The organism is Dactylosporangium sp. NPDC050588, assembly GCF_040654975.1.
In the GTDB taxonomy this organism is placed as follows: domain Bacteria; phylum Actinomycetota; class Actinomycetes; order Mycobacteriales; family Micromonosporaceae; genus Dactylosporangium; species Dactylosporangium maewongense.
Map to the genome: position 1 here is coordinate 60,551 of NZ_JBFAJA010000007.1, position 26,772 is coordinate 87,322.

At 74.2% G+C, this 26,772-nt stretch carries 26 protein-coding genes; 18 read left to right on the forward strand and 8 right to left on the reverse strand.

Annotated features, from left to right (window positions below):
- Positions 1-57: 57 nt before the first annotated feature.
- Positions 58-1,293, forward strand: coding sequence for a Na+/H+ antiporter NhaA (gene nhaA / locus AB0I21_RS06290; RefSeq protein ID WP_360559359.1), 1,236 nt, complete (start codon positions 58-60; stop codon positions 1,291-1,293).
- 541 nt (positions 1,294-1,834) lie between these two features.
- On the opposite strand, the gene nhaA (AB0I21_RS06295) is transcribed toward nhaA (AB0I21_RS06290), so the two are convergent.
- Positions 1,835-3,148 carry a Na+/H+ antiporter NhaA gene (gene nhaA / locus AB0I21_RS06295; protein ID WP_360559360.1) on the reverse strand — a complete coding sequence of 438 codons (1,314 nt, stop codon included), beginning with the start codon at positions 3,146-3,148 and terminating at the stop codon, positions 1,835-1,837.
- Between the two features lie 427 nt (positions 3,149-3,575).
- Here nhaA (AB0I21_RS06295) and AB0I21_RS06300 point away from each other — a divergent pair, with 427 nt between their 5' ends.
- Genes AB0I21_RS06300 through AB0I21_RS06310 form a run of 3 tightly spaced genes read left to right on the forward strand, consistent with a single transcriptional unit; the run spans position 3,576 to position 6,361 of the window.
- Entirely contained in the window at positions 3,576-4,514 is a 939-nt protein-coding gene (locus AB0I21_RS06300; RefSeq protein WP_360559361.1) for an ABC transporter ATP-binding protein, read from the forward strand.
- Complete coding sequence (locus AB0I21_RS06305; protein ID WP_360559362.1) at positions 4,492-5,280, forward strand: ABC transporter permease subunit; 789 nt, start codon at positions 4,492-4,494, stop codon at positions 5,278-5,280. Before AB0I21_RS06300 ends, AB0I21_RS06305 begins: the two co-directional genes overlap by 23 nt.
- The gene (locus AB0I21_RS06310; RefSeq protein WP_360559363.1) at positions 5,273-6,361 is read left to right on the forward strand and encodes a helix-turn-helix domain-containing protein; all 1,089 of its coding nucleotides are present in this window, start codon (positions 5,273-5,275) and stop codon (positions 6,359-6,361) included. The genes AB0I21_RS06305 and AB0I21_RS06310 overlap by 8 nt, the downstream gene beginning before the upstream one ends.
- A 78-nt stretch (positions 6,362-6,439) precedes the next feature.
- On the opposite strand, the gene AB0I21_RS06315 is transcribed toward AB0I21_RS06310, so the two are convergent.
- Positions 6,440-7,084: an HAD-IB family phosphatase gene (locus AB0I21_RS06315; protein ID WP_360559364.1), complete on the reverse strand. Its 645-nt coding sequence runs from the start codon at positions 7,082-7,084 to the stop codon at positions 6,440-6,442.
- 121 nt (positions 7,085-7,205) lie between these two features.
- Here AB0I21_RS06315 and AB0I21_RS06320 point away from each other — a divergent pair, with 121 nt between their 5' ends.
- Positions 7,206-7,952, forward strand: coding sequence for an SDR family oxidoreductase (locus AB0I21_RS06320; RefSeq protein WP_360559365.1), 747 nt, complete (start codon positions 7,206-7,208; stop codon positions 7,950-7,952).
- Positions 7,953-7,955: 3 nt separating this feature from the next.
- Here AB0I21_RS06320 and AB0I21_RS06325 read toward each other — a convergent pair whose 3' ends face one another.
- Entirely contained in the window at positions 7,956-8,165 is a 210-nt protein-coding gene (locus tag AB0I21_RS06325) for a hypothetical protein (protein WP_360559366.1), read from the reverse strand.
- 297 nt (positions 8,166-8,462) lie between these two features.
- Positions 8,463-9,344 (reverse strand): FAD-dependent oxidoreductase, encoded by an 882-nt coding sequence (locus AB0I21_RS06330; protein ID WP_360559367.1) that lies wholly within the window; start codon positions 9,342-9,344, stop codon positions 8,463-8,465.
- An 81-nt stretch (positions 9,345-9,425) separates the two neighbouring features.
- Between AB0I21_RS06330 and AB0I21_RS06335 the strand changes: the two genes are divergently transcribed.
- Genes AB0I21_RS06335 through AB0I21_RS06345 form a run of 3 tightly spaced genes read left to right on the forward strand, consistent with a single transcriptional unit; the run spans position 9,426 to position 11,960 of the window.
- Positions 9,426-10,259, forward strand: a complete 834-nt coding sequence (locus AB0I21_RS06335; RefSeq protein ID WP_360559368.1) for a hypothetical protein — start codon at positions 9,426-9,428, stop codon at positions 10,257-10,259.
- 48 nt (positions 10,260-10,307) lie between these two features.
- The gene (locus tag AB0I21_RS06340) at positions 10,308-10,958 is read left to right on the forward strand and encodes a HEAT repeat domain-containing protein (protein WP_360559369.1); all 651 of its coding nucleotides are present in this window, start codon (positions 10,308-10,310) and stop codon (positions 10,956-10,958) included.
- A 6-nt stretch (positions 10,959-10,964) separates the two neighbouring features.
- Positions 10,965-11,960, forward strand: a complete 996-nt coding sequence (locus tag AB0I21_RS06345) for a HEAT repeat domain-containing protein (RefSeq protein WP_360559370.1) — start codon at positions 10,965-10,967, stop codon at positions 11,958-11,960.
- 10 nt (positions 11,961-11,970) lie between these two features.
- On the opposite strand, the gene AB0I21_RS06350 is transcribed toward AB0I21_RS06345, so the two are convergent.
- Genes AB0I21_RS06350 through AB0I21_RS06360 form a run of 3 tightly spaced genes read right to left on the reverse strand, consistent with a single transcriptional unit; the run spans position 11,971 to position 18,182 of the window.
- Positions 11,971-13,575: an SCO2524 family protein gene (locus tag AB0I21_RS06350; RefSeq protein ID WP_360559371.1), complete on the reverse strand. Its 1,605-nt coding sequence runs from the start codon at positions 13,573-13,575 to the stop codon at positions 11,971-11,973.
- 3 nt (positions 13,576-13,578) lie between these two features.
- Positions 13,579-16,959 carry an AAA family ATPase gene (locus AB0I21_RS06355; protein WP_360559372.1) on the reverse strand — a complete coding sequence of 1,127 codons (3,381 nt, stop codon included), beginning with the start codon at positions 16,957-16,959 and terminating at the stop codon, positions 13,579-13,581.
- A gap of 32 nt (positions 16,960-16,991) precedes the next feature.
- Entirely contained in the window at positions 16,992-18,182 is a 1,191-nt protein-coding gene (locus AB0I21_RS06360) for an MFS transporter (protein ID WP_360559373.1), read from the reverse strand.
- Positions 18,183-18,241: 59 nt separating this feature from the next.
- Between AB0I21_RS06360 and AB0I21_RS06365 the strand changes: the two genes are divergently transcribed.
- The 3 genes from AB0I21_RS06365 (at position 18,242) to AB0I21_RS06375 (ending at position 20,166) form a co-directional block, all read left to right on the forward strand.
- A complete protein-coding gene (locus AB0I21_RS06365; RefSeq protein ID WP_360559374.1) occupies positions 18,242-19,228 on the forward strand; it encodes a transcriptional regulator in 987 nt (328 codons plus the stop codon).
- A 7-nt stretch (positions 19,229-19,235) separates the two neighbouring features.
- Positions 19,236-19,886, forward strand: coding sequence for a hypothetical protein (locus AB0I21_RS06370; protein ID WP_360559375.1), 651 nt, complete (start codon positions 19,236-19,238; stop codon positions 19,884-19,886).
- A 100-nt stretch (positions 19,887-19,986) separates the two neighbouring features.
- Positions 19,987-20,166 (forward strand): antitoxin, encoded by a 180-nt coding sequence (locus AB0I21_RS06375; protein ID WP_360559376.1) that lies wholly within the window; start codon positions 19,987-19,989, stop codon positions 20,164-20,166.
- Between the two features lie 314 nt (positions 20,167-20,480).
- Here the strand turns inward: AB0I21_RS06375 and AB0I21_RS06380 are convergent, their stop codons facing one another.
- Positions 20,481-21,917: a hypothetical protein gene (locus AB0I21_RS06380; protein ID WP_360559377.1), complete on the reverse strand. Its 1,437-nt coding sequence runs from the start codon at positions 21,915-21,917 to the stop codon at positions 20,481-20,483.
- 220 nt (positions 21,918-22,137) lie between these two features.
- On the opposite strand from AB0I21_RS06380, the gene AB0I21_RS06385 reads away from it, so the two are divergent.
- The 7 genes from AB0I21_RS06385 to AB0I21_RS06415 all read left to right on the forward strand — a co-directional run bounded on the left by AB0I21_RS06385 (position 22,138) and on the right by AB0I21_RS06415 (position 26,714).
- Complete coding sequence (locus AB0I21_RS06385; RefSeq protein ID WP_360559378.1) at positions 22,138-22,689, forward strand: hypothetical protein; 552 nt, start codon at positions 22,138-22,140, stop codon at positions 22,687-22,689.
- A 53-nt stretch (positions 22,690-22,742) separates the two neighbouring features.
- Positions 22,743-23,975 (forward strand): vanadium-dependent haloperoxidase, encoded by a 1,233-nt coding sequence (locus AB0I21_RS06390; RefSeq protein ID WP_360559379.1) that lies wholly within the window; start codon positions 22,743-22,745, stop codon positions 23,973-23,975.
- A gap of 139 nt (positions 23,976-24,114) precedes the next feature.
- Positions 24,115-24,414 (forward strand): hypothetical protein, encoded by a 300-nt coding sequence (locus AB0I21_RS06395; RefSeq protein WP_360559380.1) that lies wholly within the window; start codon positions 24,115-24,117, stop codon positions 24,412-24,414.
- An 85-nt stretch (positions 24,415-24,499) separates the two neighbouring features.
- Positions 24,500-24,973 (forward strand): GNAT family N-acetyltransferase, encoded by a 474-nt coding sequence (locus AB0I21_RS06400; protein WP_360559381.1) that lies wholly within the window; start codon positions 24,500-24,502, stop codon positions 24,971-24,973.
- A 7-nt stretch (positions 24,974-24,980) separates the two neighbouring features.
- Complete coding sequence (locus tag AB0I21_RS06405; protein WP_360559382.1) at positions 24,981-25,286, forward strand: antibiotic biosynthesis monooxygenase; 306 nt, start codon at positions 24,981-24,983, stop codon at positions 25,284-25,286.
- 319 nt (positions 25,287-25,605) lie between these two features.
- Entirely contained in the window at positions 25,606-26,121 is a 516-nt protein-coding gene (locus AB0I21_RS06410) for a sigma-70 family RNA polymerase sigma factor (RefSeq protein ID WP_360559383.1), read from the forward strand.
- Positions 26,118-26,714, forward strand: coding sequence for a hypothetical protein (locus tag AB0I21_RS06415; RefSeq protein WP_360559384.1), 597 nt, complete (start codon positions 26,118-26,120; stop codon positions 26,712-26,714). Before AB0I21_RS06410 ends, AB0I21_RS06415 begins: the two co-directional genes overlap by 4 nt.
- The last annotated feature ends 58 nt before the right edge of the window (positions 26,715-26,772 follow it).

The window sequence follows — 26,772 nt, forward strand, 5'->3', positions numbered from 1 at the left end:
TGGTGTGCCGGGAAGTCTGGTCGGCGTCGTTGCCCGACCGACCCTGGAGGACTGTTCATGACCGGCCTCACCAGCCGTTCGTCTCGCCGTGTCGGCGAGATCCTGCGCACCGAGACCGCCGGTGGCGTGCTGTTGCTCGCCGCGGCCGTGGCCGCGTTCGCCTGGGCGAACTCGCCCTGGGCCGGCGCTTACGAGGATCTGGCCGCTTGGCGGATCGGGCCGGCTGCCTGGCATCTGGACCTGACACTGGGCATGTGGGCCGCCGACGGGCTCCTGGCCGTCTTCTTCTTCGTCGCCGGGCTTGAGCTCAAACGCGAGTTCGTCGCCGGCGAGCTGCGCGATCCGCGGCGGGCGGTGCTGCCGGTCGCCGCCGCCGTGGGCGGCATGACCGTTCCGGCGTTGATCTATGTGGCGGTGAACGCGCCGGCCGGCGGCGCCCTGCGGGGCTGGGCGGTGCCGACGGCGACCGACATCGCTTTCGCCCTCGCGGTGCTGGCGATCAGCAGCTCGCGGGCGCCGGCCGCGCTGCGGACGTTCCTGCTGACCCTCGCCGTGGTCGACGACCTGCTCGCGATCGTCATCATCGCCGTCGCGTACACGGCCGGGCTGGCGCTGCTGCCGCTGCTGGCCGCGGCGGTCCTGCTGGCCGGGTTCGCCTGGCTGGTCCGCCGCGCCGGGACGGGGAGCGGTTGGTTGCTGCTGCCGGTGGCGGTGGCGGTGTGGGGGCTGGTGCACGCGTCCGGCGTGCACGCCACGGTGGCCGGGGTGTTGCTGGCGTTCACGGTGCCGGTGAGCCGCACGGGCGGCGATGATGCAGCCGGGCGGCTGGAGCATCGATGGCGGCCGGTGTCGGCCGGGGTGGCGGTTCCGGTCTTCGCGTTCTTCGCCGCAGGCGTGTCGCTGGCCGGTGGTGCCACCGTCGTCGGGGCGTTGCGGGATCCGGTCACGGTCGGGATCGTGGCTGGGCTCGTGGCCGGCAAGCCGATCGGGGTCCTGGGCGCGACGTGGCTGGCGCGGCGGCTGACCGGGGCCGGCCTGCCGGCCGGGATGCACCGGCGGGATCTGATGGCAGCGGGCCTGCTGTCCGGGATCGGCTTCACCGTGTCGCTGCTCATCGCCGAGCTGGCGTTCGCCGGCGCAGGCCCGGCCGGCGAGCATGCCCGGCTGGCGATCCTGCTCGCCTCCGGGATCGCCGCGGTCGCGGCCACCGTCCTGCTGCGGAGCGGCCGAGCATCGGCCACGGCCGCCGTGGCGAGCGGCCGGTCCGATGCGCACGCCGGTGCCGGTGGCTGAGATGCCGACCTGAGCGGCCAGGCTGCCGGTGGTCAGGTGTGATCTGGGCGCCGAGGTGCTGCTGGCGGAGGCGGCAGACCAGCCCGGCCCGTGATGGCCGCTGCTCGGCACGGTGCCGGCCGGGCAGCCTGGCCGGGACGCCGCGATTCGGCTGATTGTCGAACGAGGCCGCCGGCGGGGTGGTGAGGATGGTGCCGAGGCCGACGCCGGCGAGCAGCAGGCCCGGTACGGTGCGCCAGATGCCGGTGCCGCCGGCGACCAGCGCGAGCAGCGTGACCACGCCGGTCATGGTGAGGATGAAGCCGGCGAGGATCAGGGTGCGTTGGCTGCGGTGGAGGAGGCCAGGATTCCGGCCGTGGCCGGGGAGGGGCGGCGAGCGCGCCCTGGATGGTGAGCAGGGTGTTGCCGATCGCGACGGGACCGTGTAGCCCAGCACCGGCACGCGGCTCTTGGCGGTGTCACAGATGGCGCCGATCGAGGCGGTCGTGGTGCACGTCCCAGCTGTGACGCCGAGGTTCGCGGCGGCCGGGAGCCGCGAGTGTCAGGTCGCCAGGTCTTCCTGCTGGTAAACGTCAGGGATGCCGTCGGCGTCGAGATCGAGTTCCTCGATCTTGCGCAGGCGCCGGTAGTGGGCGTTGCGGATGCGCAGCACGACCGCGGCGAGGGCCGCGGCGGCCAGCGACCCGAGCAGGATACCGATCTTGGCGTCGGCGTCGCGTTGCGTGCCGACACCGAACGCGAGTTCGCCGATCAGCAGCGACACCGTGAATCCCATCCCGGCGAGGATCGACAGTCCGAAGACGTCCCACCAACTCAGCTCCGCCGCGAGCCGGGCGCGGGTGAACCGTTGTACCACCCAGGTCGTGCCGAGCACGCCGACGGTCTTGCCCAGCACCAACGCGGCGATCACGCCGAGGGTGACCGAGTTGGCCAGGCGGGCGCCGATCGGGCCGTGGCCGACGACGGTGACCCCGGCGGCGAAGAACGCGAACACCGGCACGGCGACGCCGGCGGACACGGGCCGCCAGCGTCGCTCGAACTGTTGCGCCATCTCGCAGCCGGTCCCGTCGGCGCGGCGCCGCACCGGGACGGCGAAGCCGAGCAGGACCCCGGCGATGGTGGCGTGGACGCCGGAGGCGTGCATGAGCATCCAGGTGGCACCGGCGAGGGGCAGCAGCACCCACCACGCGCGGACCTGCCGGTGGGTGAGCCACGCGAACAACCCGAGCGGGACCAGCATCAGCACCGCCGGGACGATCCGCAGGTCGTCGGTGTAGAAGACGCCGATGACCGTGATGCCGAGCAGGTCGTCGACGATCGCGAGGGTCAGCAGGAACGTCCGCAGCGCCGCCGGCAGGTGGGTGCTGATGACACCGAGAACGGCGAGCGCGAACGCGACGTCGGTCGCGGTCGGCACCGCCCACCCGGCGAGTGCCCCCGGCACGCGGGCGTTGACAGCCACGAAGATCAGCGCGGGGCCGATCATGCCGCCGACCGCGGCGAGGACCGGCAGCATCGCCCGCCGCGGGTCGCGCAGGTCCCCGGCGACGAACTCCCGCTTGAGCTCCAGCCCGGCCACGAAGAAGAACACGGCGAGCAGCCCGTCGGCCGACCACTGCGCCAGGGACAGGTCCAGGTGCAGCGAGTGCGGGCCGACCGTGACCGCGCTCAGCGTGTGGTAGGCGCCACGCCACGGCGAGTTCGCCCAGGCCAGTGCCACGACCGCCGCGACCAGCAGCAGCGCGCCGCCGACCGTCTCGGTGCGCAGGATGTCGCCGATCCGGCTGACCTCGCCCCAGCTGCCACGGCCGAGCAGCAGCAGTCGCGGTCGGCGGCGGTCCGGTGCGGGGTGCATGCGGCTCCTGCGGGAAGGGTCGGCAAAACCATCGCCGACCAGACTTCCCGGCACACCTGACGCAAGAGTACGCGAGCGTCCGGCGCGGCGAGGTCGCCGTCCCACGAACGGCAAGATCCTTCCCGGGCCGGGCCGAAGGGCTTCGCCTCCGTCGTCTACGGCCCGCTCGTCCCCGCCGCCGGCATCGCCGCCGCGCAGGAGGCGTTGAGCCGCGGCCCTCACCCAGGTGCTGCCATAGCATCGGCACAAGGCGCAACGCTGCCCGCCGGCGCGCAAGCCCATACCGCTCGCTCCGGGTCCACGGCATCGAACGACATCATGACGTCACGTACCGGACCGGCGTTGCCGGGTTCCGGCAACGCCGGTGGTCGATTGTCCGCCGGATCCCGACCTGGAAGTGCGGGGCGGCGACGGCGACGATGTCGGTATGACGAGCGACATCGCCGTGCACACCGAGGGCTTGACGAAGTTCTACGGTGCGCGTCGCGGCATCGAGGGCCTCGACCTGGAGGTCCGGGCCGGGGAGGTGATGGGGTTCCTCGGCCCGAACGGGGCGGGCAAGACCACCACCATCCGGCTGCTACTGGACTTCCTGCGCCCGACCCGCGGCCGGGCCGTCGTGCTTGGGCTCGACCCGCGCCGCGACAAGGCGGTCCTGCACCGCCGGATCGGGTATCTGCCCGGCGAGCTGGCGTTCCCGGGCCGGGGCCGGGCCGACGAGCTGCTGCGGTTCTTCGCCGACGCGCGCGGCGGGGTCGCCTGGTCCCACGTGACCGAGCTGGCCGACCGCCTCGAACTGGACCTGTCCCGCCCGGTGCACACGTTGAGCAAGGGCAACAAGCAGAAGGTCGGCCTCGTCCAGGCGTTCATGCACCAGCCGGCGCTGCTGATCCTCGACGAGCCGACCAGCGGACTGGACCCGCTGGTGCAGCACGAGTTCCTCGGCATGGTCCGCGACGCACGGGCGGCCGGCCAGACGGTGTTCATGTCCTCGCACGTGCTGGCCGAGGTGCAGCAGAGCGCGGACCGGGTGGCGATCGTGCGCGACGGCCGGCTCGCCGCAGTGGAGCGGGTCGAGTCCCTCGGCCGACGCGCCGTACGCACCGTCGAGATCCACTTCGACGACCCGGTCGACGCCGCGGAGTTCACTGTGCTGCCGGGCGTCAGCGACGTCGTCGTGTCCGGTCCGGTGCTGAGGTGCACCGTCGACGGCCGACTCGATCCGCTGGTCAAGGCGGCGGCCCGGCATTCGGTCGTCGACCTGCTGTCGGCGGAGCCGGACCTGGAGGAGACCTTCCTGTCGTTCTACTACCATTCGGAGCCTCACGGTGAAGGAGCAGTCGATGCTGCCCGCGCTGGTGCGTAAGACGTGGCGGGACGACCGCCGGGCGATGCTCGGCTGGGCCGTCGGCGTCACGGTGTTCACCGCCGTCTACACCGGGTTCTACCGCAGCTTCCAGGGCGCGGCCGAGCTCAAGCAGCAGGCCCTGCCGAAGGGGATGCTGGATTTCCTCGGCATCGCCGACATGCTCTCCCCAGCCGGGTACCTGCAGGCGACCGTATTCAGCCTCATCGGGCCGCTACTGCTGCTCATGTGCGCGGTGACCTTGACGGCCCGCACGATCGCCCGGCCGGAGGAGGACGGCGGGATGGAGCTGCTGCTGGCGAACCCGCTGTCGCGGCGTTCGTTCGCCCGGCAGCGACTGGCCGCCGCAGGCGTGGCCGTCCTCGCGGTCGCGGCGATCCCGTGGGCGGTGCTGATGGCGCTCGTCCCCGCGATCGGCATGCACATCAGCCTGTCGAACGTGGCCGCCGCCTGCGCCGGGCTGGTCGCGCTGGTGTGGTGCTTCACCGGTGTGGCGTTCCTCGTCGGCGCCGCCACCGGTAATCGGGGCACCGTTCTGGCCGTCACCGGGGTCGCCGCCGTCGCCACGTACATGCTCAACGCGCTCGGCGGCATGCTGGGCGGCTGGCACTGGCTGCGCTGGCTGTCGCCGTTCCACTACTTCATCGGCACCGACCCGCTGCACACCGGCTGGCACCCGATCCAGCTGCTCGCGCTCGCCGTCGTCGGTACGGGTACCGCCGCCGCCGGGATCATCATGTTCGACCGCCGCGACGTCGGTGTCTGATCCGCAGCCCGGCGGCTGGCTGGCGGACGGGTGCGCCGCGATCCTGGACCTGCCCCCCGGCGTCCGCCGGCTGCGTGCTGCCACCGACCTCGGCGGTCGGGCCGCCGACGCCGGGCTACAGCCACCGGACCTGGTCAACGGGTTCCTGCACGCCATCGCGGCGCACTGGCAGACGACCACGACCGGCCCCGTGGACACAGCAGCCGGTGTGCACGCCCGCGCGGCCGCCCTGCTGACCGACACACAGACGATCGTGACGGCGGCATTGCACGGCCACGCCCGGCAGACCCACGCCGAACTCGCCCGCCATGACCAGGCCCGCACCGCGTTCGTCAACGACCTGCTCACCGGCCGCGCCGACCCCGGACGGCTGGCCGAACGCGCCCAGCGGTACGGCATCCGCATCTCCGCCACCCACGTCGTCCTCGTCGCCCGTGCCACCAACCCCCGCAGCCGCGCCACGCTCACCGCCGACGTTGCGCACCGCGTCGACGCCGCACTCGCCCGCCGGTTCGGCGACGGCAACACCCTCACCACCCTCCGCGACACCGACCTCGTCTGCATCAGCGCCGGGGGCCTGCGCGGCATCGCCGCCGAGATCGCCCACCTGCTCATCACCGAGCTCGGCACCGACGGATGGCAGCTCGCCGTCGGCCGCGCCCACCCCGGCCTGCCAGGACTGGCGACATCACTCGACGAGGCCCGCAACACCCTCGACCACGCCGCGAAGCTCGGCTTCACCACCCCGGTACTCAATGCCGCCGATCTGCTCGTCTTCCCCGTCCTGCTCCGCGACCGCGACGCGATCACCGACCTCGTCGACACCGTCCTCGGCCCGCTCACCACCGCCCGCGGCGGCGCCCGGCTCTACCTCGACACCCTCACCGTGCTGTTCGACAACCAAGGCAACTACACCGCCACCGCACGGCAGATGCACCTGTCGGTCCGCACCGTCACATACCGCCTCGACCGCATCCAGCAACTCACCGGCTACCACCCCGGCGAACCCACCCAACGCTTCACCCTGCAGGCCGCCGTCCTCGGCGCACGACTGCTCGCCTGGCCACCCACCGACACTTGAGCCTCCCCCTCGCCCGACGCGGCTATGTATGGTCATCAGCGGAGCGCCGGGAAGTGGTGGGCACCTTCGCGCCGATGCTCAACCCGCGGCGGCGCCGGGCCTCGGCGCGGTGTTCGCCTGGAGGCAGAGCGCGGCGATGTGGTCGATCGCGACGCCCGGCAGGTGGGCGGTGGGGGTGAGGTCGTCGGGCAGGTCGGGGCCGACGAACACGGACATGCCGCAGGCGCGCAGCATCGGCACGTCGCCGTGGCTGTCGCCGACCGCGGCGACGTCGGCCAGGGACCAGCCGCGGGACGCCGCGTACCGCTCGAGCAGCACCGGCTTGGACGACGGGAACACGTGCCGGAAGCCGCCTCCGGCGAGGATCTCGGTCGCGATGACCGTGCCGACGCCGAGCTGTTCGGCGAAGTGCGTGACGTGCGGGGCGAAGCCCAGTGACACGATCACCACGTCGATCCCGGCGGCGTGCAGGGCGGCGATGCCGGCCGCGGCGCCCGGGGCGAGCGGGATGTCGGCCAGGGGAGCGGTCAGCTGCTCGAGCGTCCAGCCGCGCAGCAGCGCCCAGACGGCGTCGCGGATCTCGATGATGGCGTCGTCGCCGCGGGCCCGTTCCCAGATCGCCATCTGCTCGGCGAAGCCGTGCCTGGCCGCCGTCGCCTCCAGGCAAGTCGGCCCGCGGGTCAGCGTCCCGTCGAGATCGAACGCCACCAACCGCACCGTCATGCGGACCAGTCTGCCGGACCGCCGCCGGAAGGCGCCGCCCCCGGAGAAACCGTCGCGGGGGAAGAACGCCGCGTCCGATCGCCGCCAGACGTGGGCGGCGCGGCGCGGAAGGCTGGTCCGCATGACGACGAGCACGCTTGAAGGCAAGGTGGCCCTGGTGACCGGCGGAGGGCGCGGGATCGGCGCCGCCGTGGTGCGGCGCCTGGCAGCCCAGGGCGCCGATGTGGCGTTCACGTTCCAGCACGACGAAGGGCGGGCGAAGGAGACCGCCGACGCTGTCACCGCGACCGGGCGCCGGGCCGTCGCGATCCAGGCCGACAGCGCCGACCCGGCCGCGGTCGTCGGCGCCGTCGACCGCACCGCCGCGGAGCTCGGCCGCCTCGACATCCTGGTGAACAACGCGGGCGCCTTCCTGCTCGGCCCCATCGAGGAACTGGGCCTGGAGGCGTTCGAGGAGACGGTCGCGGTCAACGTGCGGGCGCCGTTCGTGGCCAGTCAGGCCGCGGTGCGGCACATGGCGGCCGGCGGCAGGATCGTCAACATCGGCAGCAACATGGCCGAGCGTCTCGTGTTTCCCGGGTTCAGCCTGTACGCCATGAGCAAGACCGCACTGGTCGGCCTGACGAAGTCGCTCGGCCGGGAGCTGGGCCCGCGCGCGATCACGGTCAACCTCGTGAACCCGGGTGCCACGGACACGGACCTGAACCCGGCCGACGGCCCGAACGCGGCCACCATCAACGGTTTCACCGCGCTCGGGCACTACGCCGACCCGGACGACGTCGCGGCGACGGTCGCGTTCCTGGCGGGCCCCGACAGCCGGTACATCACCGGCGCCACCGTCAACGTCGACGGCGGTTTTACGATCTGAACGTCAGGAGTCGAAGCCGAGGCCGAGCCGGTCCAGGGTGCGCAGCCACAGGTTGCGGCGGCCGTCATGCGCGTCGGCGCGGGCGATCGACCAGCGGGTCAGCTGGATCACCCCGGACCGGACCGGCTCCGGCGGGAACGGCACCGGCTTCGAGCGCACCATCCGCAGCCGGGTCAGCGGCGTCGGCTCGCCGGACAGCAGGTCCAGCATCACCTGCGCGCCGAAGCGGGTCGCGCCGACGCCGAGGCCGGTGAAGCCCGCCGCGTACGCGAGCCGGCCGCCGTGTCCGGTGCCGAAGAACGCGCAGAACCGCGAGCACGTGTCGACGACACCGCCCCACGCGTGCGTGAACCGCAGCCCTTCCAGTTGCGGGAACGTCTCGAAGAAGTGGGTGGCGAGCTTGTCCGATGTGGACGGTCGCTGGTCGTACGCGGGACGGATCGCGCCGCCGTTGTGGTAGACGGCGTCGTAGCCGCCCCACAGGATGCGGTCGTCGTCGGTGCGGCGGTACTAGTGGAACTGGTTCGCGGCGTCGGCGATGCCCTGCCGCCGGGCCCAGCCGATCGACGCCAGCTGCCCGGCGGTGAGCGGCTCGGTCATCAGCGCGTAGTCGTACACGGGGACGATGAACGGCCGGACCCGCCGCAGCGGCGACCGGAACGCGCCCGTCCCCAGCGCGACCTTCGCCGCGGTGACCGAACCGTCCGGGGTGCGCAGCCGCAGCCCCGCGCCGGCAGGGGAGACGCCGGTGACGCGGGTGCCCTCGTGGAAGCGCACCCCGAGCGCGGCGCACGCGTCGGCGAGCCCCCACGCGAGGCGCGCCGGGTCGAGCAGCGCCGTGCCGTCGCGGTCCCAGACGGCGGCCTCGTAGGTCGCGCCGTGGACCTCCGCGCGGATCGCGTCCCGGTCCAGGAGCTCGGCCCGCCGTCCCAGCCGCTCGGACAGCCGTTGCTGCTCGAGGAGCCCCGGCACCTGCCAGGGGGCGGTGGCGACCGACAGCTCACCGGTGCGTTCGAAGCCGCAGCGGATCGTGTACCGCTGGAGCGTGTCCTCGATGCCGTCGAGATTCTCCCGGCCCAGCGCCTCGAGGGTCTCGATCTCGTCGGGGAAGCGCTCGGCGCCGTTGGCGAGGCCGTGGGTGAGGCTGCCCGCGCAGAACCCGCCGTTGCGCCCGCTGGCGGCCCACCCGATCCGGCGGCCCTCCAGCACGACGACGTCGAGCCCCGGGTCGCGCTCCTTCGCCAGCAGCGCCGTCCACAGCCCGCTGAACCCGCCGCCGACGACCGCCAGGTCCGCCTCTGCCGCCCCGCGCAGCGGCGGGTGCGGTGGCCTCTGTGGCCGGTCCAGCCAGAACGGCGTGCCGGCGGCGTCGCGTAGCGCGGGGTGCCTCATCGCCGCACTGTACCGGCGCTTCACCCGGCGCCGGTGGTGTTCGTGCGCGTGGGTCGCCGGGCGCGTCGATACACTGGCGTCGTGGCCGCGGACGACCTGCTGTTCGTCGTGCTCGACGGTGCCGGCGGCTGTCTCGTGGCGCTCGACGAGCCGAGCTTCACCGAGCCGGTGTCCCGCACCGGCCGCGACGGCATCATCCACCTCATCCCGGCCCGCGCCGGCGCCCGTCCCGGTCCGCCCCGCCGCACCTCGCTGCGGCTGGCGACGGGCACCGCCGCCGGCGCGTCCGCCGCCGCGACCGTGCTGCTCACGCCGCTGGCCGGCGCCGCACTCGGCGCGGCCGCGCTCGCCCTTGGCACCGCCGGCGGGCGGGTGAGCTGGGAGGACCGGCGGGTGGCCCTGCACCGGCCCGCGGACACCGCCGTGTTCGCCGAGGCGTTCAGCGCCGTGCAGGCGACCCTGCTGGTGTGGCCGCGCCTGCGTGACCTGGTCTCCGTGCCCGCCCCGAGCGAGCCGCTCGCCGGGTCGCTGTGGACCCTCGCCGGTCTCCTGCACGACCGCGCCGCCGCCGGCCGGCGGCTCATCGACCTGACCCGTGCCGCGGCAGGCCTGCCCGCCGGGCCCGCGTCGGCGGCGCTGCACGCGTCGCTCGCCGACCGGCGCGCCCGCCTCGGCGAGACCCTGACCGGCCTCGACGCCGAGATCGGCCGCCGGGTGCGGGCCCTGGAGTCCCTCGCCGGGGAGTGCGTCGACCTGGTCCGCGACGAGCGGGCCGTCCGCGCCGCCGTCGACGCCGTCCGGCGGGCCGACGGCCTGCTCGACCGGCTGCACCCGGCCCGTGACCCGGGCGTCGAGTTCGCGGAGCTGACCAGCTCGATCATCGGCGCGTACCGGGACCTGACGCACCTTCCTTGACCTTGACACGGTGACAAGCCGTTCACTGTGTCGCAGGAGGTGGTCGAGATGACCATGCAGGCCGTCCAGGCACTGGAGCACCGGAGTTCGTCGGTACGGTTGAAGGCGGCCCTCGCCGTCGGCACCGCCCCCGACCCGTCGCTCGTCGACACCCTGGTCACCCGGTGCGCGGTCGAGCCCGACTTCTTCGTGCGGGACATGCTCACCTGGGCGCTCACCCGCCACCCGGCGGCGGCGACGGTCCCCAGGCTGATCGGCGAGCTGCGGTCGGAACGGGCGCAGGCGCGCAGCCAGGCGCTGCACACCCTGTCGAAGATCGGCGACCGGCAGGCGTGGCCGGCGATCACCCGCGAGCTGCTCACCGACGCCGACGACACGGTGGCGCGCACCGCGTGGCGGACGGCGGTCGCCCTCGTCCCGTCCGGCGCCGAGGGTGAGCTGGCCGGCGTGCTGGTGACCCAGCTCGGGCGCGGCGACCGCGAGACGCAGCTGAGCCTCAGCCGGTCGCTGGTCGCGCTCGGTGAGATGATCGAGCCGGCCCTGCGTGCCGCGGCGTCGAGCCCGGTGCCGCTCGTGCGGCAGCACGCCGCCGCCACGGAGCGGCTGCTGCGCGACCCGGACGCCGGCTTCGCGCTCGCGGTCGAGGAGGCGAAGCGCGTCAGGGCCCTCGGTCCTGCCGCCGCTGCCCAGGAGGAGTGACCCGCTTTGCTGATCGGTGACGTGGCCCGGCGGTCCGGCGTGAGCGCCCGCATGCTCAGGCACTACGAGTCGCTCGGCCTGGTGCGGCCGACCGGCCGGACCGTCGGCGGCTACCGCGAGTACTCCGACGACGACATCCGCCGGATCTTCCACATCGAGAGCCTGCGGACCCTGGGCCTGTCGCTGCGTGAGGTCGGCCGCGCCCTGGACGACCCCGGCTTCACCCCGTCGGACCTCGTCACCGACCTCATCCGGCAGACCACGGACCGCATCGCGGCCGAGACCGACCTGCTCACCCGGCTGCGCCGGATCGACGCCGCGGAGCCCGCCGCCTGGGACGACGTCCTGCAGATCGTCGCCCTCTTGCAGGCGCTGGGCTCCGACAGCGCCGGCCGCCGCCAGCGCGCCGCCCTGACCGCGGCCCCGGACGCCCCGACGGACGCGCTCGTCGAGGCCGCCCTGAGCGAGTCGGACCCGAACGTCGCCGGCGCCCTGCGCTGGGCCCTCGCCCAGTCGGGCGACGGCGGCCTCACCCTGCTCGCCGAGGGCCTCACCGCCCCGGACCCCGCCGTGCGGGACCGCGCCGTGCAGTCCATCGCGGAGATCCCGGACGCCGCGGCGACCACCCTGCTCCGGTCCGCCCTAGCCGACCCCGACGGCATCGTCCGCCGGCGCGCGGCCCTCGCGCTCGGCCCCCGCGGCGCCGCCGACGCGGTCCCGACCCTCATCGACATGGTCGTCGACGGCGCGAACGACGTCGACGCCGCCGACGCTCTCGCCTCCCTCGCGGCCGACCCCGAGCTGGCGGAGCGGATCGCGACCGGCCTCACCGCCCGCATCACCCCCGGCGCGGACGCGGCACCGGCCCGCCGGCGCCTCGCCCAGGCCCTCGCGGACATCCCGGGCCCCACCGCCTCGGCCGCCCTGACGGACCTCGCCGGCGACGAGGACCGCGGCGTCGCCGTCACCGCGACGTACGTCCTGCGGCTCCGCACCCGCTGACCGGCGGTGCTCAGTCCGGGCGGTCGAGGTCGGCGACGAGGCGGTAGAGCAGCGCCGCGGCCCGGGCGGGCGCCGTGTCGACGAACCCGCGGGCGCGCGCCACGACCGGGTGATCCTCACCGGCGAGGGTCTCCGCCGTCGTCAGCAGCTCATGTACGAACAGCGCCGGCGCGGGCGGAGCGACACCGGACGTCAGTCGCGTCGCCAGGGTCAGGGCGTCGACGGCGTGCAGCGTGTCGTGCCAGTTCGGCGCGTAGCCGGCCGGGAACAGCGGCAGATGCTGCCACAGCTGGTCGGCGAGGTCCTCGAACCCGGTCCGCAGCGGACCGTCGTCGACCGCGGTGGCGGCGCGGACCGCCACGCGGAACAGGATCGGGACGGTGGCGACGGCCCGCTGCGTCGTGCCGGGCAGGCCGGGACACGGGCAGCGGTGCTCCGGCAGCACCGCCGGGGGCGGCGCGGCGAGCGGCGGGCGGGCGACGCCGTGCCGGGCGGCCAGGCCGGCGAGGACCCGCAGCAGGTACGCGTACGGCAGCTGCTGGTTGCCGCGCCGGGTGCCGAGCTCCACGCTGGTGAGCGCGGCGACCACGGCGCTGTTGTGCAGCGACTCGTCGCCGTCGGCGGTGCGCCACGGGACGCGCTCCAGCGGCCAGCGGTGCTCGCCGAACGTGGCGACCCAGGCCCAGTACGCGCCGGTGAGGTCCGAGCGCAGCTGCAGTGCCCGGGCCAGGCGCTGCTGGTCCTCGGTGAGCAGGCCGAGGATCCTGGTGCGTTCCGTGAACAGCTCGTCGACGGCATGGAGCGCGAGGAGCGTGCTGTACAGCTGCGGCGCCATGGCGGGACCGGACCGCTGCGTGATCACCACGCCGTCCGGCAACGGATCGAGGTCGACGGACAGGGCGCCGGCGACGACCGTCCATGCCCAGCCGCATTCGAACCAGGCGCCCCGGTAGACGGCGTCGTGGTCCGGCAACGCGCCGATACTGATCTCCCGAAGGCCCGCCTGCACCTCGACGAGTCCCGCCGCGAACTCGTCACGGACGGCCTGCTCGTCACGCGGGCCCGGCCGCACGAGGTGCCGCAGGTGCGTGTCGTCGGCCGACGCGCGGACCGAGTACGCGCGCAGCAGGCCCGTCATCGCCACGGTCAGCCGAATCTCGGCGAGCCGCTCGACGTCGGCGGTCTGCTGCCGGTACACGCGGCAGAACCCGAGCATCGCGAGACACAGCCGCAGGTCGGCGCTGAACCCGGCGACCGTTTCGACGGCTGGTGCCGGCGGCTCCAGCGACGGGCCGCCGGGGAAGACCGGCGCGCCGGTGCCGTCGCTGTACCGGGTGAGGTACTCGCGCATCGCGACGACGAGCCGCTCGGGGATCTCGAACCGGTCCCCGAGCGCCCGCAACGCCCCGGCCGCGTCGTCGGCGGTCTCGCCGGGCACGTCCAGGCGCAGCCCGGGCAGGTTCGCGGCCGGCCCGAGGATGCACAGCAGCTGGTGCGCGTCCTCGAGCGCGTCACCGGTGGCCGGGTCGCCCCAGAGGAACCCGCCGTCGCGGAACGAATACCGCGCCACGGCCTCCCAGACGCGCAGCAGCTCCGCCCTAGGGTCCAGGCGCATGCGTCAGCCTCCCTCGGCAGGCGGTAGGTTGGCGTGCTCGCGCTCCTGGGCGGTCAGGCACCGCCGGTGGTGCCGTCCGGCGATCCGGGTGAGCCGGGCCGCGTCGAGGGCGGGCCGGATCCGCACGGTGTCGTCCAGGTGCGCGACCGCGAGGCCCGCTGTGCTCCAGGCGACGGCGGTGACGGCGACGCGGCCGGGGATGCGCTCGATCGGGGTGCCATCCGCGTCCCACAGCCGCACGTCGCCGGCGATCGAGCCAGTGACGAGACGGCCGTCCGGGGCGTAGGCGAGGGCCGTGACCGCATCGCCGTGCCGGCCGATGGGGCGCCGGATCCGGTCCGGCCGATCCCACACTGTGACGGTGCCGGCGTCACCGGCGGCCGCGAGGCGTCCGCCCGGTCCGGCGGACAGGAACTGTGCTTCGTTGTCCGTCGGCACGGTGGTGACGCCATCGGGGGTGACCGCGGCGAGCCGGTCGACGGCCGCGAACACCAATGCCTCGCCGGCGCAGGCGAGGTCGGACAGGCGGCCGGACTCGGCGGCCCGGCTCCATCTGCAGCGGCCGTCGAGGTCCCACAGCCGGACGACGCCGTGCATGTCGCCGGTCACGAGCCACTCACCGTCCGGCGAGAACGCCATCCGGGTCGCCTGGCCGGCATCGCCGACGATCCGCGGAGCCGCGTCGACGGTGTCGTACAGCAGCAGGCTGCCCGACTGGGAGACGACCGCCACCGGCCCGCGCCGCGACAGGGCGAGTGCCCGGATCTGGCCTGGTTCGCCCGGGACCGCCGTGACCGGCAGCCCCGGCGCGGACCAGACGTGCAGTCCTTCGGAGCTGCCGATGACCAGCCGCCCGTCGGGTGTCCAGCCGAGGTTGCGGGTGGGTCGGGACGCCAGGACGTGCTCGGTCCGGCCATCGAGGTCCCAGAGGCTCGCGGTCGAGTGGGCGGTCCCGACCGCCAGCCTGCCGTCGGTGGCGGTGGCCACCGAGGTCGCCGCCGCACCCGGCTCGCCGGGCCGGCCCGTCAGCGTCCCGTCCCGGCCGAGGACGACGATCCCGGCGAGTGTGCCGCAGACGAGCGAGCCGTCGGGGGCGACGGCGAGCGCGTTGACGGCGGCGGTCTGTTCGCGCCAGACGATCGCGGCCGAGGGCAGGTCCCACACGGTGATCGAGTTGTTGCGACCACCGGCGGCGAGCCGGCCGTCGGGGCCCGCCGCGACCGCCAGCACCCGATTGTCGGGGACGTCGCCGGCGAGCCTGTTCGCGATGCGGCCGGCGGCGTCCCACACCAGGACGCTGCCGTCGCCGCGGCCGGCGGCGAGGCCACCACCGGGCACGGCGCACATGGCGTACACGGGGACCTGGCCGTCGGACAGGACGCCGACCTCGCGCATGGTCGCGTCGAAACGGCGGATCCGGCCCTGCTCGTCGGCGGTGGCGAGCACGGCGTCGTCGGTCCAGCAGACGGCGGTGACCCGGCCGGCGCCGGTGTCGGCCGTGCCCTGCGGGTTGCCGGCGGTGTCCCAGACGTGCACGACGCCTCGGGCGACCGTGGCCAGGCGGCCGTCGGGGGCGAACGCGACGGGGCCGTCGCCGTCCGCGCGGAACACCAGACTGCCGTCGAGAGCCCAGACGTCGGTGACGTCCGCGGCCGTGGCGAGGCGGCCGTCGGGGGCGAAGGCCACGTGCACGGGGCGCCGCTCGTAGCGGATGGCGCGCAGCAGGCCGCTGGCCAGGGCCGACGAGACGGCATGGGTGGCGAGGGGGGTCGGGGCGAGCTCGCGGTAGGCGGCCCAGGCGAGCGCGAACGCCAGCTCCGGGTCCGCGTCGAGGGTGTCGAGCGCCTGGCGGGCGACGGTGTTGGCGCGGCGTTCGAGGGCACCGGCCTGGTTGCGCTCCGACGCGTCGAGGAAATCCGTGACCTCCGCGGCGACGGTACGGCCGGACCGGGCCCAGGTGAGGGCGTCGGCGAGGCGGGCGCCGCCGATGAGGTAGTCAGGCATCCGGCCGGAGCGGATCCACGCACGGGCGAGCGGCGCCAGCTCGGTGAGGCGTCGCAGGCTCTCCTCGTGCAGGAGGATGTGCTCGGCGAGGGGGCGCCACTGGCGCAGCAGGGCCTCGTGCGCGATGTCGAAGACGGGGCTGCCGCTGGCCTCGTCGCTGGTGAGCAGGCGGGCATCGACGAACGCGGCGACGACGGCGCGCTGCCGGTGGTCGAGGATCGCGGCGGGGACGCGCTGGCGGGTCGCGCCGCCCGGGCCGAGCGTGACGAACAGCAGCAGGGTGTCCAGGCACAGCGGCAGGCTGCCGTCGCCGAGGTCTCGGACCGCATCGTCGGCGCGCCGGCCGATGGCGCCGGCGACGCCGCCCGAGGCGTGGTACTCCCGCCGGGTGATCCGGCGGTCGGTGGCGGCGCCGCGGTAGAGGTCGTTGAGCAGGTAGCTCAGCAGCGGCAGGGCGTCGCCGCCGCCGGTGTCGCGGACGATCTCGTCGACCAGGCCGTCGTCGAACGTCACCGCGGCGAGGCGGGCCGGCTCATCCACGACGAGCCGCAGCTCATGCGGGCCCATGACGTTGACCATGAGCGGGTCGCGGAACAGGTCCCGGCCCGGCCCCTGCTGAAACTCGCCGATGGTGTCGGAGCGGACAGTGGCGACGACCCGTAGCCGCGGCTCGTGCTCCAGCAGCGCCTGGACGACCGCGAGCAGCCCGTGCCGGTCCTCCTCGACGCCCTGCGTGACGGTCTCCTCGAGCTGGTCGACGACGATCAGGACCCGGTGGGCGCCGTCGCGGCGGGCGGTGAGGGCGGCGATCGGCGCGTCGAGGCGGGGCGGCGGGCTACCGGCGCGGGCGGCGGCGAGGGCGGTCGCGGCGGCGGCGGTCAGGTCGGTGCCGAGCGCAGCGCCGAGCTCCCCGAGTGCGTCGGTGCCCGGCGTCAGCGGCGGCAGCACGCGGTACCCGTCGCCGAGGGCCGGCAGCAGACCGGCGAGGACGAGCGACGACTTGCCGGACCCGGACGGGCCGAGGACAGGCACGAACCGGCGGGTGGCCGAGCGGGCGTCCCGGATCCGGGCCAGGAGCTGTTCCGTCTCGCTGGTCCGGCCGAAGTAGACGCCGGCCCAGCGCGACGTGTACGCGGACAGGCCGGGCCACGGGTTGCCGTCCGTCCATGTCGGACGCCGGATGCCGGCCCGGCGGACGTCCCACGCCGCCTTCGCGCCGACGGCGACGACCAGCCCGGCGCCGATCGCGGGGGAGTACGTCGCGACCGGCTGCAGGACGGCCGGCCAGCCCGATGGGTCACCGGTGATCAGATTCGTGATCATGCCCATGCCGGTGCCGAGCAGGAACGTCCCGTACCCCGTGGCGCCCCACCGGCCCATGCCGCAGATGGTAGCGATCGGCGTCCAGAACGTCAGCCCACCGCCACGGGCTCGGGACGTGGAGTCGCCTCGGCAGGCCTGGTCAGGCGACCGGTGACGAACAGGGCGGTGGAGACCAGCAGGGAGCCGACGGCGAGGATGCCCATCGCGGTCGCCGGTGGGGTGTGCTGGGCGATGAGGCCGCCGAGGGTGGCGCCGACCGCCTGCATGGCGAGCAGCCCGGAGCCGAACAGGCCGAGGGCCTGGCCGTGCAGCGACTCGGGGGTGGTGGCGAGGAGGCGGTCCTGCAGCAGGAGCGTCGCGCCGTACCCGACTGAGGCGACGGCGGCGATCGCCACCGCGACCGGCAGCGGCGGGTCGAGGAAGAACAGCAGGTACGGGGCGGCCAGGAGCCAGCGCAGCGGGCCGCTGAGCCGGTAGCGCAGCCGCGGCGGCACGAACCGGCCCGCGATCGCGTCGCCGGCGAGCATGCCGATCGCGGCGGCGACGAAGAGGATGCTGGCCGCTGCGGGGGAGTACGGCACGAACAGCGCCTCGCAGCCGACGATGAGGCCGTTGGGCACCCACATGGCGATGTAGGTCGCGGGCCGCCACACCTTGCGGTTGCCGTGCCAGGTCGCCCGTACCGACGGCCGGTCCGTCGCCCGCGGCGGCCGCGCGGTCAGGCCGAACCGGGCGATGAGCGCCGACACCGCCTGCAGAGCCGCGCCGGCGACGAGCGCCCCGCGCGGGGACACGGCCGCGACGAGGGCACCGCCGGCGGCGAAGCCGAGGATCTGCATCGCGCCGATCGACATGTTCAGCAGCGAACGGCCCAGGATGTAGCCGTCCGCCGGGAGGATCTCGGCGAGCAGCCCGTACCGGACGCCACCGCCGACCGACGCGGCGAGGCCCTGCGCGAGCACGACCGCGAACACGGCGGCGATCGGCAGGCCCGGCACGGCCAGGACGGCGGTCGTGACCGCGGCGAACACGGCGAGGCCGGTGAGCGCGGCCCGCGGCGGCACCCGGTCCGCCCAGGACAGCAGCGTCGCCGCGCCGATCAGCTGCGCGAACGACGCGCCGAACATGCTCAGCGCCGACAGCAGCGGCGAGTCGGTGGCCGCGAAGACGAGGGTGCCGAGCCCGATGCCCGCCACGGTCCCCGCCGCGACCTGCCCGGACAGGGTCGCGAACAGGGCGGGGAACTCGGGCGTGCGGAACAGTTGCCGGTACGTGCGCATGATCGGCATCGTGCTGCGCCGGCACCGCCGCACGGTACAGTTTCGGGTGGAGGCGAAACGTGGGGTTCTGGCAGATCGGCACGGACGTGCTCGCCGGCAGCCGGTTCGTCGTGTCGCCGCTCGCCGAGACGGTCGCGTGCCTGTCCGCGCTCGGCGGCCAGCACGCGGTGTCGGCGCCGCAGCGGGAGTGGCTCGCCGCGCACCGGCCGGCGTTCGACGCCCACTACGTCGGCGACCCGTTCGTGCGGCCGTTCCTGCGCGCCGCGATCCGCCCGGGCTGGATCGCCGACTTCCTGGTCACGCCGCCGCAGACGCCCGGCGAGACGTTCCAGACCGAGCTCGCCCGGCTGCGCGCCACCCCTCCCGCGCTCGCGCAGGAACACCTCGGCCTCGGCGACGCCGTGCCGGACGTGCTGCGCGCCGGTGATATCGCCGACCGCGCCGCCGACCTCGTCGAGTTCGTGTGGTCGCAGCTGGTACTGCCGGGCTGGCCCCGCCTGCGCCGCGTCTTCGAGGCGGACATCGTGTCCCGCACCGACCGGCTCAGCACCGGCGGGTGGGCCGCCGTCCTGGACGGGATGCGGCCCGGCATGCGCTGGCTCGGCGACGGGCGCCTGCAGATCAACACGTACGACTACGCGCCGCTGGACGTCACCGACGCCGCGCTGCTGTTCATCCCCACGACCGCCGCCCGCGGCTGGGTCGGCTGGGACGAGGCGGCCACCTCGTACTCCGTCATCTACCCGTGCACCGGCTGGCTCGCCGACACCGGCGCGACACCCACCGACGCGCTCGCCCGCCTCCTCGGCCCGCTGCGCGCCACCGTACTGACGCTGCTGGCCGCACCGCTGAGCACCACCCAGCTGGTCGCCCTGACCGGCACCGCCCTCGGCTCCGTCGGCGGCCACCTCCGGGTGCTCCTCGACGCCGGCCTCGTCACCCGGCGCCGCTCGGGCCGCTCCGTCCTCTACTACCGCACCCCGACCGGCGATGCCCTCCTCGCCGCCGCGAAAACCCCCGGCGGACGCTCGCACGCGTCTGGATGATGGTGCCGTGACATGGACCGAAGAGACGCGGATCGGCCTCGAGGTGGCACTGAACGAGGCCGACGTGCTGGGGCTGCGGGTCTCGCCCGCGGACGCCGCGGCGGAGCTGCTGCTGCACGTGTGCGCGCAGTCGGAGCAGACCGCGTCCGATCCGGATCCCCGGCGGGTGCTCCGGCTGCTGGGCGCGACCCGGATCCGGGTGCTGCTGCGCGAGGACCCGCACGGCGGGTACGGCCCGATGATCCCCCTGGCGGGCCTGGACGACGTGGAGGCGTTCTACGCCGCGCTCGGCGGCTGGCACTCGATGTACGGCTGGGAGTTCCTCGACCGCCCGGCCCGGACCGCCGGCTGGCCCGCCGAGCCGAGCCTCACCGTCGACCTGCGCCCGGGCCCGGCGCCGCACACGCTGTTCTGGTTCACCGAAGGCTGGAAGGCCGGCGAGGGCACCGGCTACTGCATCGAGGGCACCGTCGAGTTCGCCGGCCTTGAGGTGACCCGCGCCGACGGCACGCCCGTGCCCGTCGAGGAGTGCATCGCCGACGCGCGCCACTACTGGGACGTGCTGTTCGGCCGGCGCGGCGCGCCCCCGCAGCCGCAGGTGGTCCCGGCCGCCGCCCCCTCCTGGCGCCAACCCGTCCCCTTCGACGACGAGGACTGAGTCCGCCGGCTTCCGCCGTAAAAACGTGGCCGCGGATGCATCCCCCCAGCAGGTGGCGGGTAGAGGGCCACTCCGGAACCCGTATCACGAGGAGGACGAGATGGGACTCATCGACAAGGCGAAGGACCTCGCCGGCAAGCACGACGACAAGGTCGACGAGGGCATCGAGAAGGCCGGCGAGCAGGCCGACAAGGGCACCGGCGGCAAGTACACCGAACAGATCGAGAAGGGCGTCGACGCCGCGCAGCAGCACACCGGTCAGGGCGACACCCGGCGGTGAGCCGGGCACCCTGATCGCGGGGCGGGCGCGGGAGTCACCGCGGCCGCCCGGCGCACGCCGCTGGACGAGCCGGGCTGCCCGGTCGGGATCCGGGTCCGGTGAGGTGCGTGGCACCGGTGCCGGCAGACACCGGTGCCACGCGCGCGTCATGCCGTCCGGGGTCCTGGCTCCGGGTGGCCCGCCGGAGGGGGACGGCGGTGACGGATCTCAGTGAACGCCACAGGACTTGCGAGCCGATTGCGCCAGGCTGTCGGCGATCCGTCACGGCGCGAAGGTCCGGCCACCACACCGCCCCGTGCTCCGGTGGTGGTGTGTCAGAAGTCGAACGCCTCGAACGCCTCGTCCGCCGGGACTCCGGCCCGCCCGGCCAGCACCGCGACGGCGTCGCCGACCTGCTCGCGCCGGAGTGTGTCCAGGGCGAGCAGCGACGCGTGGATGGTGTTGAAGCGGCCCACCATGGTGAGCAGGATCTGCCGCGGGTCTGCGGTGTTCGCCGCGATCGCCCGTGCCGCATCGGCGTATGCCTTGCATGCGACGGTGGCGGCGCGCGGGTGGTCGTCGGCCCAGTCGCGGAACGGGTTGTCGAGGTTCGCCGCGAGCCACGTGTCGGACTTGGCCCCGCGCAGCGTCAGCCGCACGCCGCCGCCACGGTGCCGCCGCCGTAGCTCGGCCGCCGCCGAGGTGCGCAGCCCGTCGGCGGTGAGCACCCGCAGTCCGGGCAGGTCCGGCAGCGTGTCGGCGTGCAGCCCGTACGCGCCGGAGAGCTCGACGACGGTGAGCCCGTCGAGCCCGGCCAGACCGGCGGCCCCATGGAGGTCTCCCGGCGGTCGCTGCCACCGTACGCGCAGCGACCGCAGCCCGGGCAGCGCTTCGCGAAGTCCCGCCACCGACACCGTGCCCGCACCCCGGAGGTCCGCCACCGGCACCTGGTCGAGACCGCTCGGCAGCACCGTGCCGACGCCCGCACCGTCGACCGCGAGCCAGAGCCGCCCCGGCGCGACGATCCTGCCGGGCAGGCCCGCGCCGTCGAGCATGAGGCGCTGCAGCGCGGCCGGAAGCCGCACCAGCGAGACCGCCGGGCCGGTCACCCGCAGCTCGGCCAGCGCGGTGCCGCTCAGGTCCACTGTGGACGGCGCGTCCGTCCACACGAGCGTGTCGATGCACGGCCTGGCGGCCAGCGCCGCGGCGAGCCCGCGGTCGGCGCCGGACCAGGCCAGCTCGGTGCAGCTGGGGAAGCCGTCCAGTGCCCGCCAGTCGACCGCGCCGGTGTGCGGCACGGCGCCGGGGGCGGTGAGGTCCAGCCGGCGGGCGTTCGTGCTGACCTGCAGCAGGCCGGCGCCGAAGTCGCCGAGCACGCCGGAGCGGCCCGACAGGTACGCCGCCCGCGCCGCAGCGGGCACGAGCGCGTCCCACCGCCGCTGCGCCGCGGCGGCATGCTGCAGGGTGGTCCAATCCGCGTAGGTCGCCGGCGGGTCGCGGAGTTCGGCGGGGACCGGGAGGTGGCCGAGCCACTCGAACTCGGGTGGGATCGGGTGGAGGGTGGCGTGGAGGTGCATGAGGAGGCCGCCCTGTCCGTGGTGGGTCGGCTCCAGGGGGCGGGCGGTGCGGAGGTCGTCGAGGGTCGGCGGGTCGTGCGACCACCAGGCCAGCGCGGCCACCGCGGAGCCGGACGTCACCTGGCACGCGCCGTAGCCGCCACCGGGCAATGGCATGGCCGCGACGCTGCCCGCGTCGCGTTCGGGCTCGTACATCCCGGCGATCCTAAGGAGGGCGGCGGCGGGGTCAGCCGGTCGGGTCCAGGGCGGCGGGGGGCGGTCATGTTGTGTTCGCGGATGAGGGCGAGGGCGCGGTGCTCGTCGCGGGCTGCGATGGCGTCGACGAGGGTGGCGTGCAGGTCGTAGCGGCTCTGGATGTACTCGGGGAGGGGCTGGTCGCCGAGGGGCTGCACGGCGAGGGTGTGCGACTCGGCCGATGCCGTCGATGCCACTGTACTTCTGGCGGAACCCCGACGGGTCGCGGTACCGGGAGGCGTACTTCGACGCCTTCCCGGGCGTGTGGCGGCACGGCGACTGGATGCTGACCACTCCGCGGGGCAGCGTCGTGGTGTCGGGGCGCTCCGACTCGACGCTCAACCGGCACGGCGTGCGCCTCGGCAGCGCCGACATCTACGCCGTCGTCGACGGCCTCCCGCAGATCCGCGACTCGCTCGTCATCGGCGCCGAGCTCGGCGACGGCGCCTACTGGCTGGTCCTGTTCGTCGTCCTCGTCGGCGACGCCCCGCTCACCGACGTGCTCGTCGCGCGGGTGAAGGCCGCGATCCGGGCCCAGGCGTCGCCGCGGCACGTCCCCGACGACGTCATCGCCGTGCCCGCGATCCCGCACACCCGCACCGGCAAGAAGCTCGAGGTGCCCGTCAAGCGGCTCATCCAGGGTCATCCGCTGGAGCAGGTCGCCGCCCGGGACGCGGTCGACGACTTCGCCGCGCTCGCCCGGTTCACCGCGTACGCCAGCGGTCGCCACTGACTGGAGTCGTTGTATATTGATCCGATAGGAATAGGCGGGTTATTGTCTGCGGCATGCAGACATCGATGCTCTCCCGCCGCCTGCTACTCGCCTCCGCGGGCGCCGGCGCCGTCGGCGCGCTCACGCTGCCCGGCCGCGCCGAGGCCGCCGGCGGTCGCGTGGACACCCTGCTGGAGTGGTACGACCTGACCGCCGCGACCATCGGCGTCATCACCGGCCCGCAGCAGGTCACCAACAGCCGCACCTGGGCGGTCGCCTGGATCGCCGCCGGCCGGGCGGTCGCCGCCACGCGCAGCGAGCTGGCGCTCGCCGCCGCCGTCCACCACACGCTCGTGACGATCACGCCGGCCGCCGCCGCGACCCTCGACGCGGCGCTCGCCGCCACCGTCGCACGGATCGGCGGCCGGCACGCCGACCGGGCGGTGCGTGCCGGGGTCGACGCCGCCACCGGCGTGCTCGCCGAACGCACCGGCGACGGGCTCGACCTCGCCTCGGTCAACCGGCCGTTCACCGTGCCGCCGGCCGCGCCGGGCGTGTGGCAGCCGACGCCGCCCGCGTTCGCCGCGCCCGTCCAGTCCGGCCAGGGCGACGGCCGGCCGTTCCTGATCCGCGACGTCGAGCCGCTGCAGCCCGGCCCGCCGCCGGCCCTGGCCGGCGCCGTGCACCAGCGCGACCTGGCCGAGATCCGAGCGGTCGGCGCCGCCGCGAGCACCGTGCGCACCTCGCAGCAGACCGCCGTCGCCAGGTTCTGGGCGCAGACGTCGCTCAACGGGTACACCGGCGCGCTGCGCACCACGCTCGCGCCGCAGGGCTCGCACAGCGCCGCCCGCCGTTCCCTCGCCGACCGGATCGCGCTCGTCGCGGTCTTCCACGCCGCCACCATCGACGCGCAGATCACCACGTACCGCGCCAAGTACCGCTACCTGGCCTGGCGCCCGGTCACCGAGATCCGCACCGGCGCGGTCGCCCCCGATCCGGCGTGGACGCCGCTGCTCGCCACGCCCGCGCACCCCGAGTACCCGAGCGGCCACACCACCTACGCCGGCGCCGCGCAGGCCGTCCTCGACACCCTGGCCGGCCCGCCCCGCGCGGCGTTCGACCTGACCAGCACCGCCGCGCCCGACGTGACGCTGCGCTACACCTCCTGGCACCAGCTCACCCGCGACAACATCGACGCCCGCGTCTGGGAAGGCGTCCACTACCGCACCACCGACGAGACCGGCGCCACCGTCGGCCGCCGCGCCGCCCGCGCCGCCCTGTCCCGCTGGCACGGCCGCACCCTGTAGTGCCCACGGTGTGGGCGCCGCCTCGCGGTGCCCACACCGCTATCTTGCGGTCGGCGAGCCGTCCACGTGGGTGCGCGAGGCAGGTGGGGCGTAGTTGTCGGCCAGGTGCTGCCGGAGCGCGTCCGACGCGTTCGCCGGCATGATCCTGTTCCTGCCGCTGCGCCCCGACCCGCTGCTGATCTCCCACACCCTGTCTGCCCCGGCCGCGCCCGCCGCTCATCCGCCCGCAACCCGGCCGGCGTCCGCGACCGTGACCGCCGGGGCCGCCACCATGGTCCACACCCGGCTCGTCATGGTCGCGGCCATGACCATGACTCCGGTCCACCTGCGGCCCACGACCTCGCCGTCACCGGCCTCGTCTCGGCCACCGCCCGACGACTCCGTCCCGCTGCTCGCCCTCGCCGTGATTCCGCTCGTCCTCATGCGCACCCGCACGTGACCACGCGCACTCCTCCCACGGCGCGGTGTGATGCAATCTCGAAGTGGCGCGTCAGAGTCAGGACCACGGCGTTCTCATCGGTCGCATGGCCCGGCTGCGCCCGGTCACCGAGGAAGACCTGGATCTTCTCGCGGGCTGGTTCGGCGATCCAAGCTTCATCGACCACTGGGGGGATGCGCCCCTCACGCGTGAGCAGGTGGCCGCGAAGTACATCGGACGGCGCCGGCCCGAGGTCGAGTCCTTCATCGTCCTGGCCGTCGACGCGCCGGTCGGGTACGCCCAGTACTGGCACGCCGGCGAGTTCGAGGGCGGGATCGACCTGATCCTCGAACCGCACGGGCGTGGACGCGGCTACGGACCGGACGCTGCCGACACGCTGGCGCGCCACCTCCTGCAGCACCTGCACTGGACACGCGTCACCGTCGACCCGGTCGCGACCAACGCCCGCGCGATCCGCGCATGGGAGAAGGCCGGGTTCCGCCGCGTCGGCCAGCACGGCGAGGCGCTCATCATGGAACGCCGACGTCAGTCGACAAGCACCGACCACTTTGGAATGTAGGTACAGGATGATCGCACGGACATGGCGGGGCTGGGCTTCGCCGTCGACGGCCGACGACTACCAGCATCACTACGAGACCGATGTCGCTGAGCACCTGGGGCAGGTGCCGGGATTCCGCGGCGCGCGGCTGTTGCGCCGTCGCGACGGCGGGGAAGTGCTGTTCACCTCCATCACGTTCTTCGCGAGCATGGACGACGTGCGTGCGTTCGCGGGCGAGGAGCCCGAGCGGGCCGTGGTGGAGCAGACCGCCCGCCGTGCTCTGACACGGTGGGACGAGTTCGTGACACACGACGAGGTCGCCGTCGTCGTCTGACCATCACGCTCGCTGCTGCCGCGGCGAAGGAGGCGCTGACGGCGAGGTGGTGCGTGGACGGTTTTCCGGCTGCCGTGCGAGTACGTTGCGGGCGCGCTCGTGGGAGTGCCGGCAGGGAGGACGGAGACCGGATGGCGCAGGTGTGGGCTCTGCTTGTGGGGTTGGTTGCGGTCGGGGTGCGGGAGGCCTTCGTAACGGTGCGGCATGTCTCGGCGGTGCGGGCCGCCGAGCGGGTGGCGCTGCGATCGCGGGGGAGGTGCGTGGTCAGGTGGAGTTGCACGGCCCGGGGCGCTGAGGTGGTCGTGGCCAGGCCGGAGCGGTGAGCCGGTACGAAGGTTACGAGACGTTCTACAAGGAGGCGTTCGCCCGGGTGCTGTTCCGGGCGTTGTGCATCACCGGCAACAAGGAGCTGGCCTGGGACGTCGCTCAAGAGGCCATGTTGGTGATGCTGGAGAAGTGGGACCAGCGTCGCGCGCGCACGTTCGATGACAACCTCAGGTACGCCGCCGGAGTCGCCGGGAAGCAGGCGCTGAGTGCTCGGCGGCGCATCGCCGTCCAGGTCAAGGCCCTCGTCCAGCTCGGCGGGCGGCGGGAGACGTCCGCGGCGCCCTTCGACGTCGAGGTGGAGTTCGCGCATGACCTGATGGCCGCGTTGGAGGGGATGAGCGTTCAGGAGCGGGCCGTGGCGGTGTTGAGCGCGTCCGGGATGAGTACCGGCGACGTGGCGGACGCGCTCAGGATCACGCAGTCGACGGTGCGCAGCCATAAGCAGAGGATCCGGCGGGGGCTGCACCTGCCGTCGGTTGTGCTTGCCCTGGGGGAGGGGGACGCGTGAAGGAGTTCGGAAGGCTGGCCCGCGAGGCCGAGGATCGGTTCGTCGAGGCGGCGTCCATCGACGCGGCGGCCGGGATCGCCGACGTCATGCACCGGCGTGCCGCGCACCGGCGCGCTGAGGCGTTCAAGAGGGTCGCGTGCCTGGTGTTGCTCGCCGGCACGCTGCTCCTGCCGGGAACGCGCCCCGCCCCGGGCGCCGCTGCCGACGTGCAGCGCAAGGTGGACCTGTACCTCGCCGCGAATCCCGGGGGACGGCAGACGGGTCCGGGACAGGTCAGCTACAACGGCGGTGCGGTGGTGATCACCGTGGCCGGCGGCAGGGCGGTCGACTGCCCGCTGGGCTCGGTGTGCTTCTACGATCGGCCCGACTTCGGGTTTCCCCGGGGCGAGGTCCACGATTGCGGATGGCAGGACCTGTCGACGTTCGGCTGGCAGGACCGGATCGAGTCCGCGGTGTTCAACCGCTCGCACGGGCTCGCACAGTTCTTCGACTCGGGAACGCCGCTGTTCTCAGTGGGCGTCGGGCATCGATCGCTGCCAGATGCGGGTACCGAGGCCAGGAACAGGGCAACTCAGGTGTATGTCCACTGCTGATGAGGCCACGCAACTCACAAGGTGATCGGGCGGGCTCGTCGCAGGACCGTGTGCGCTT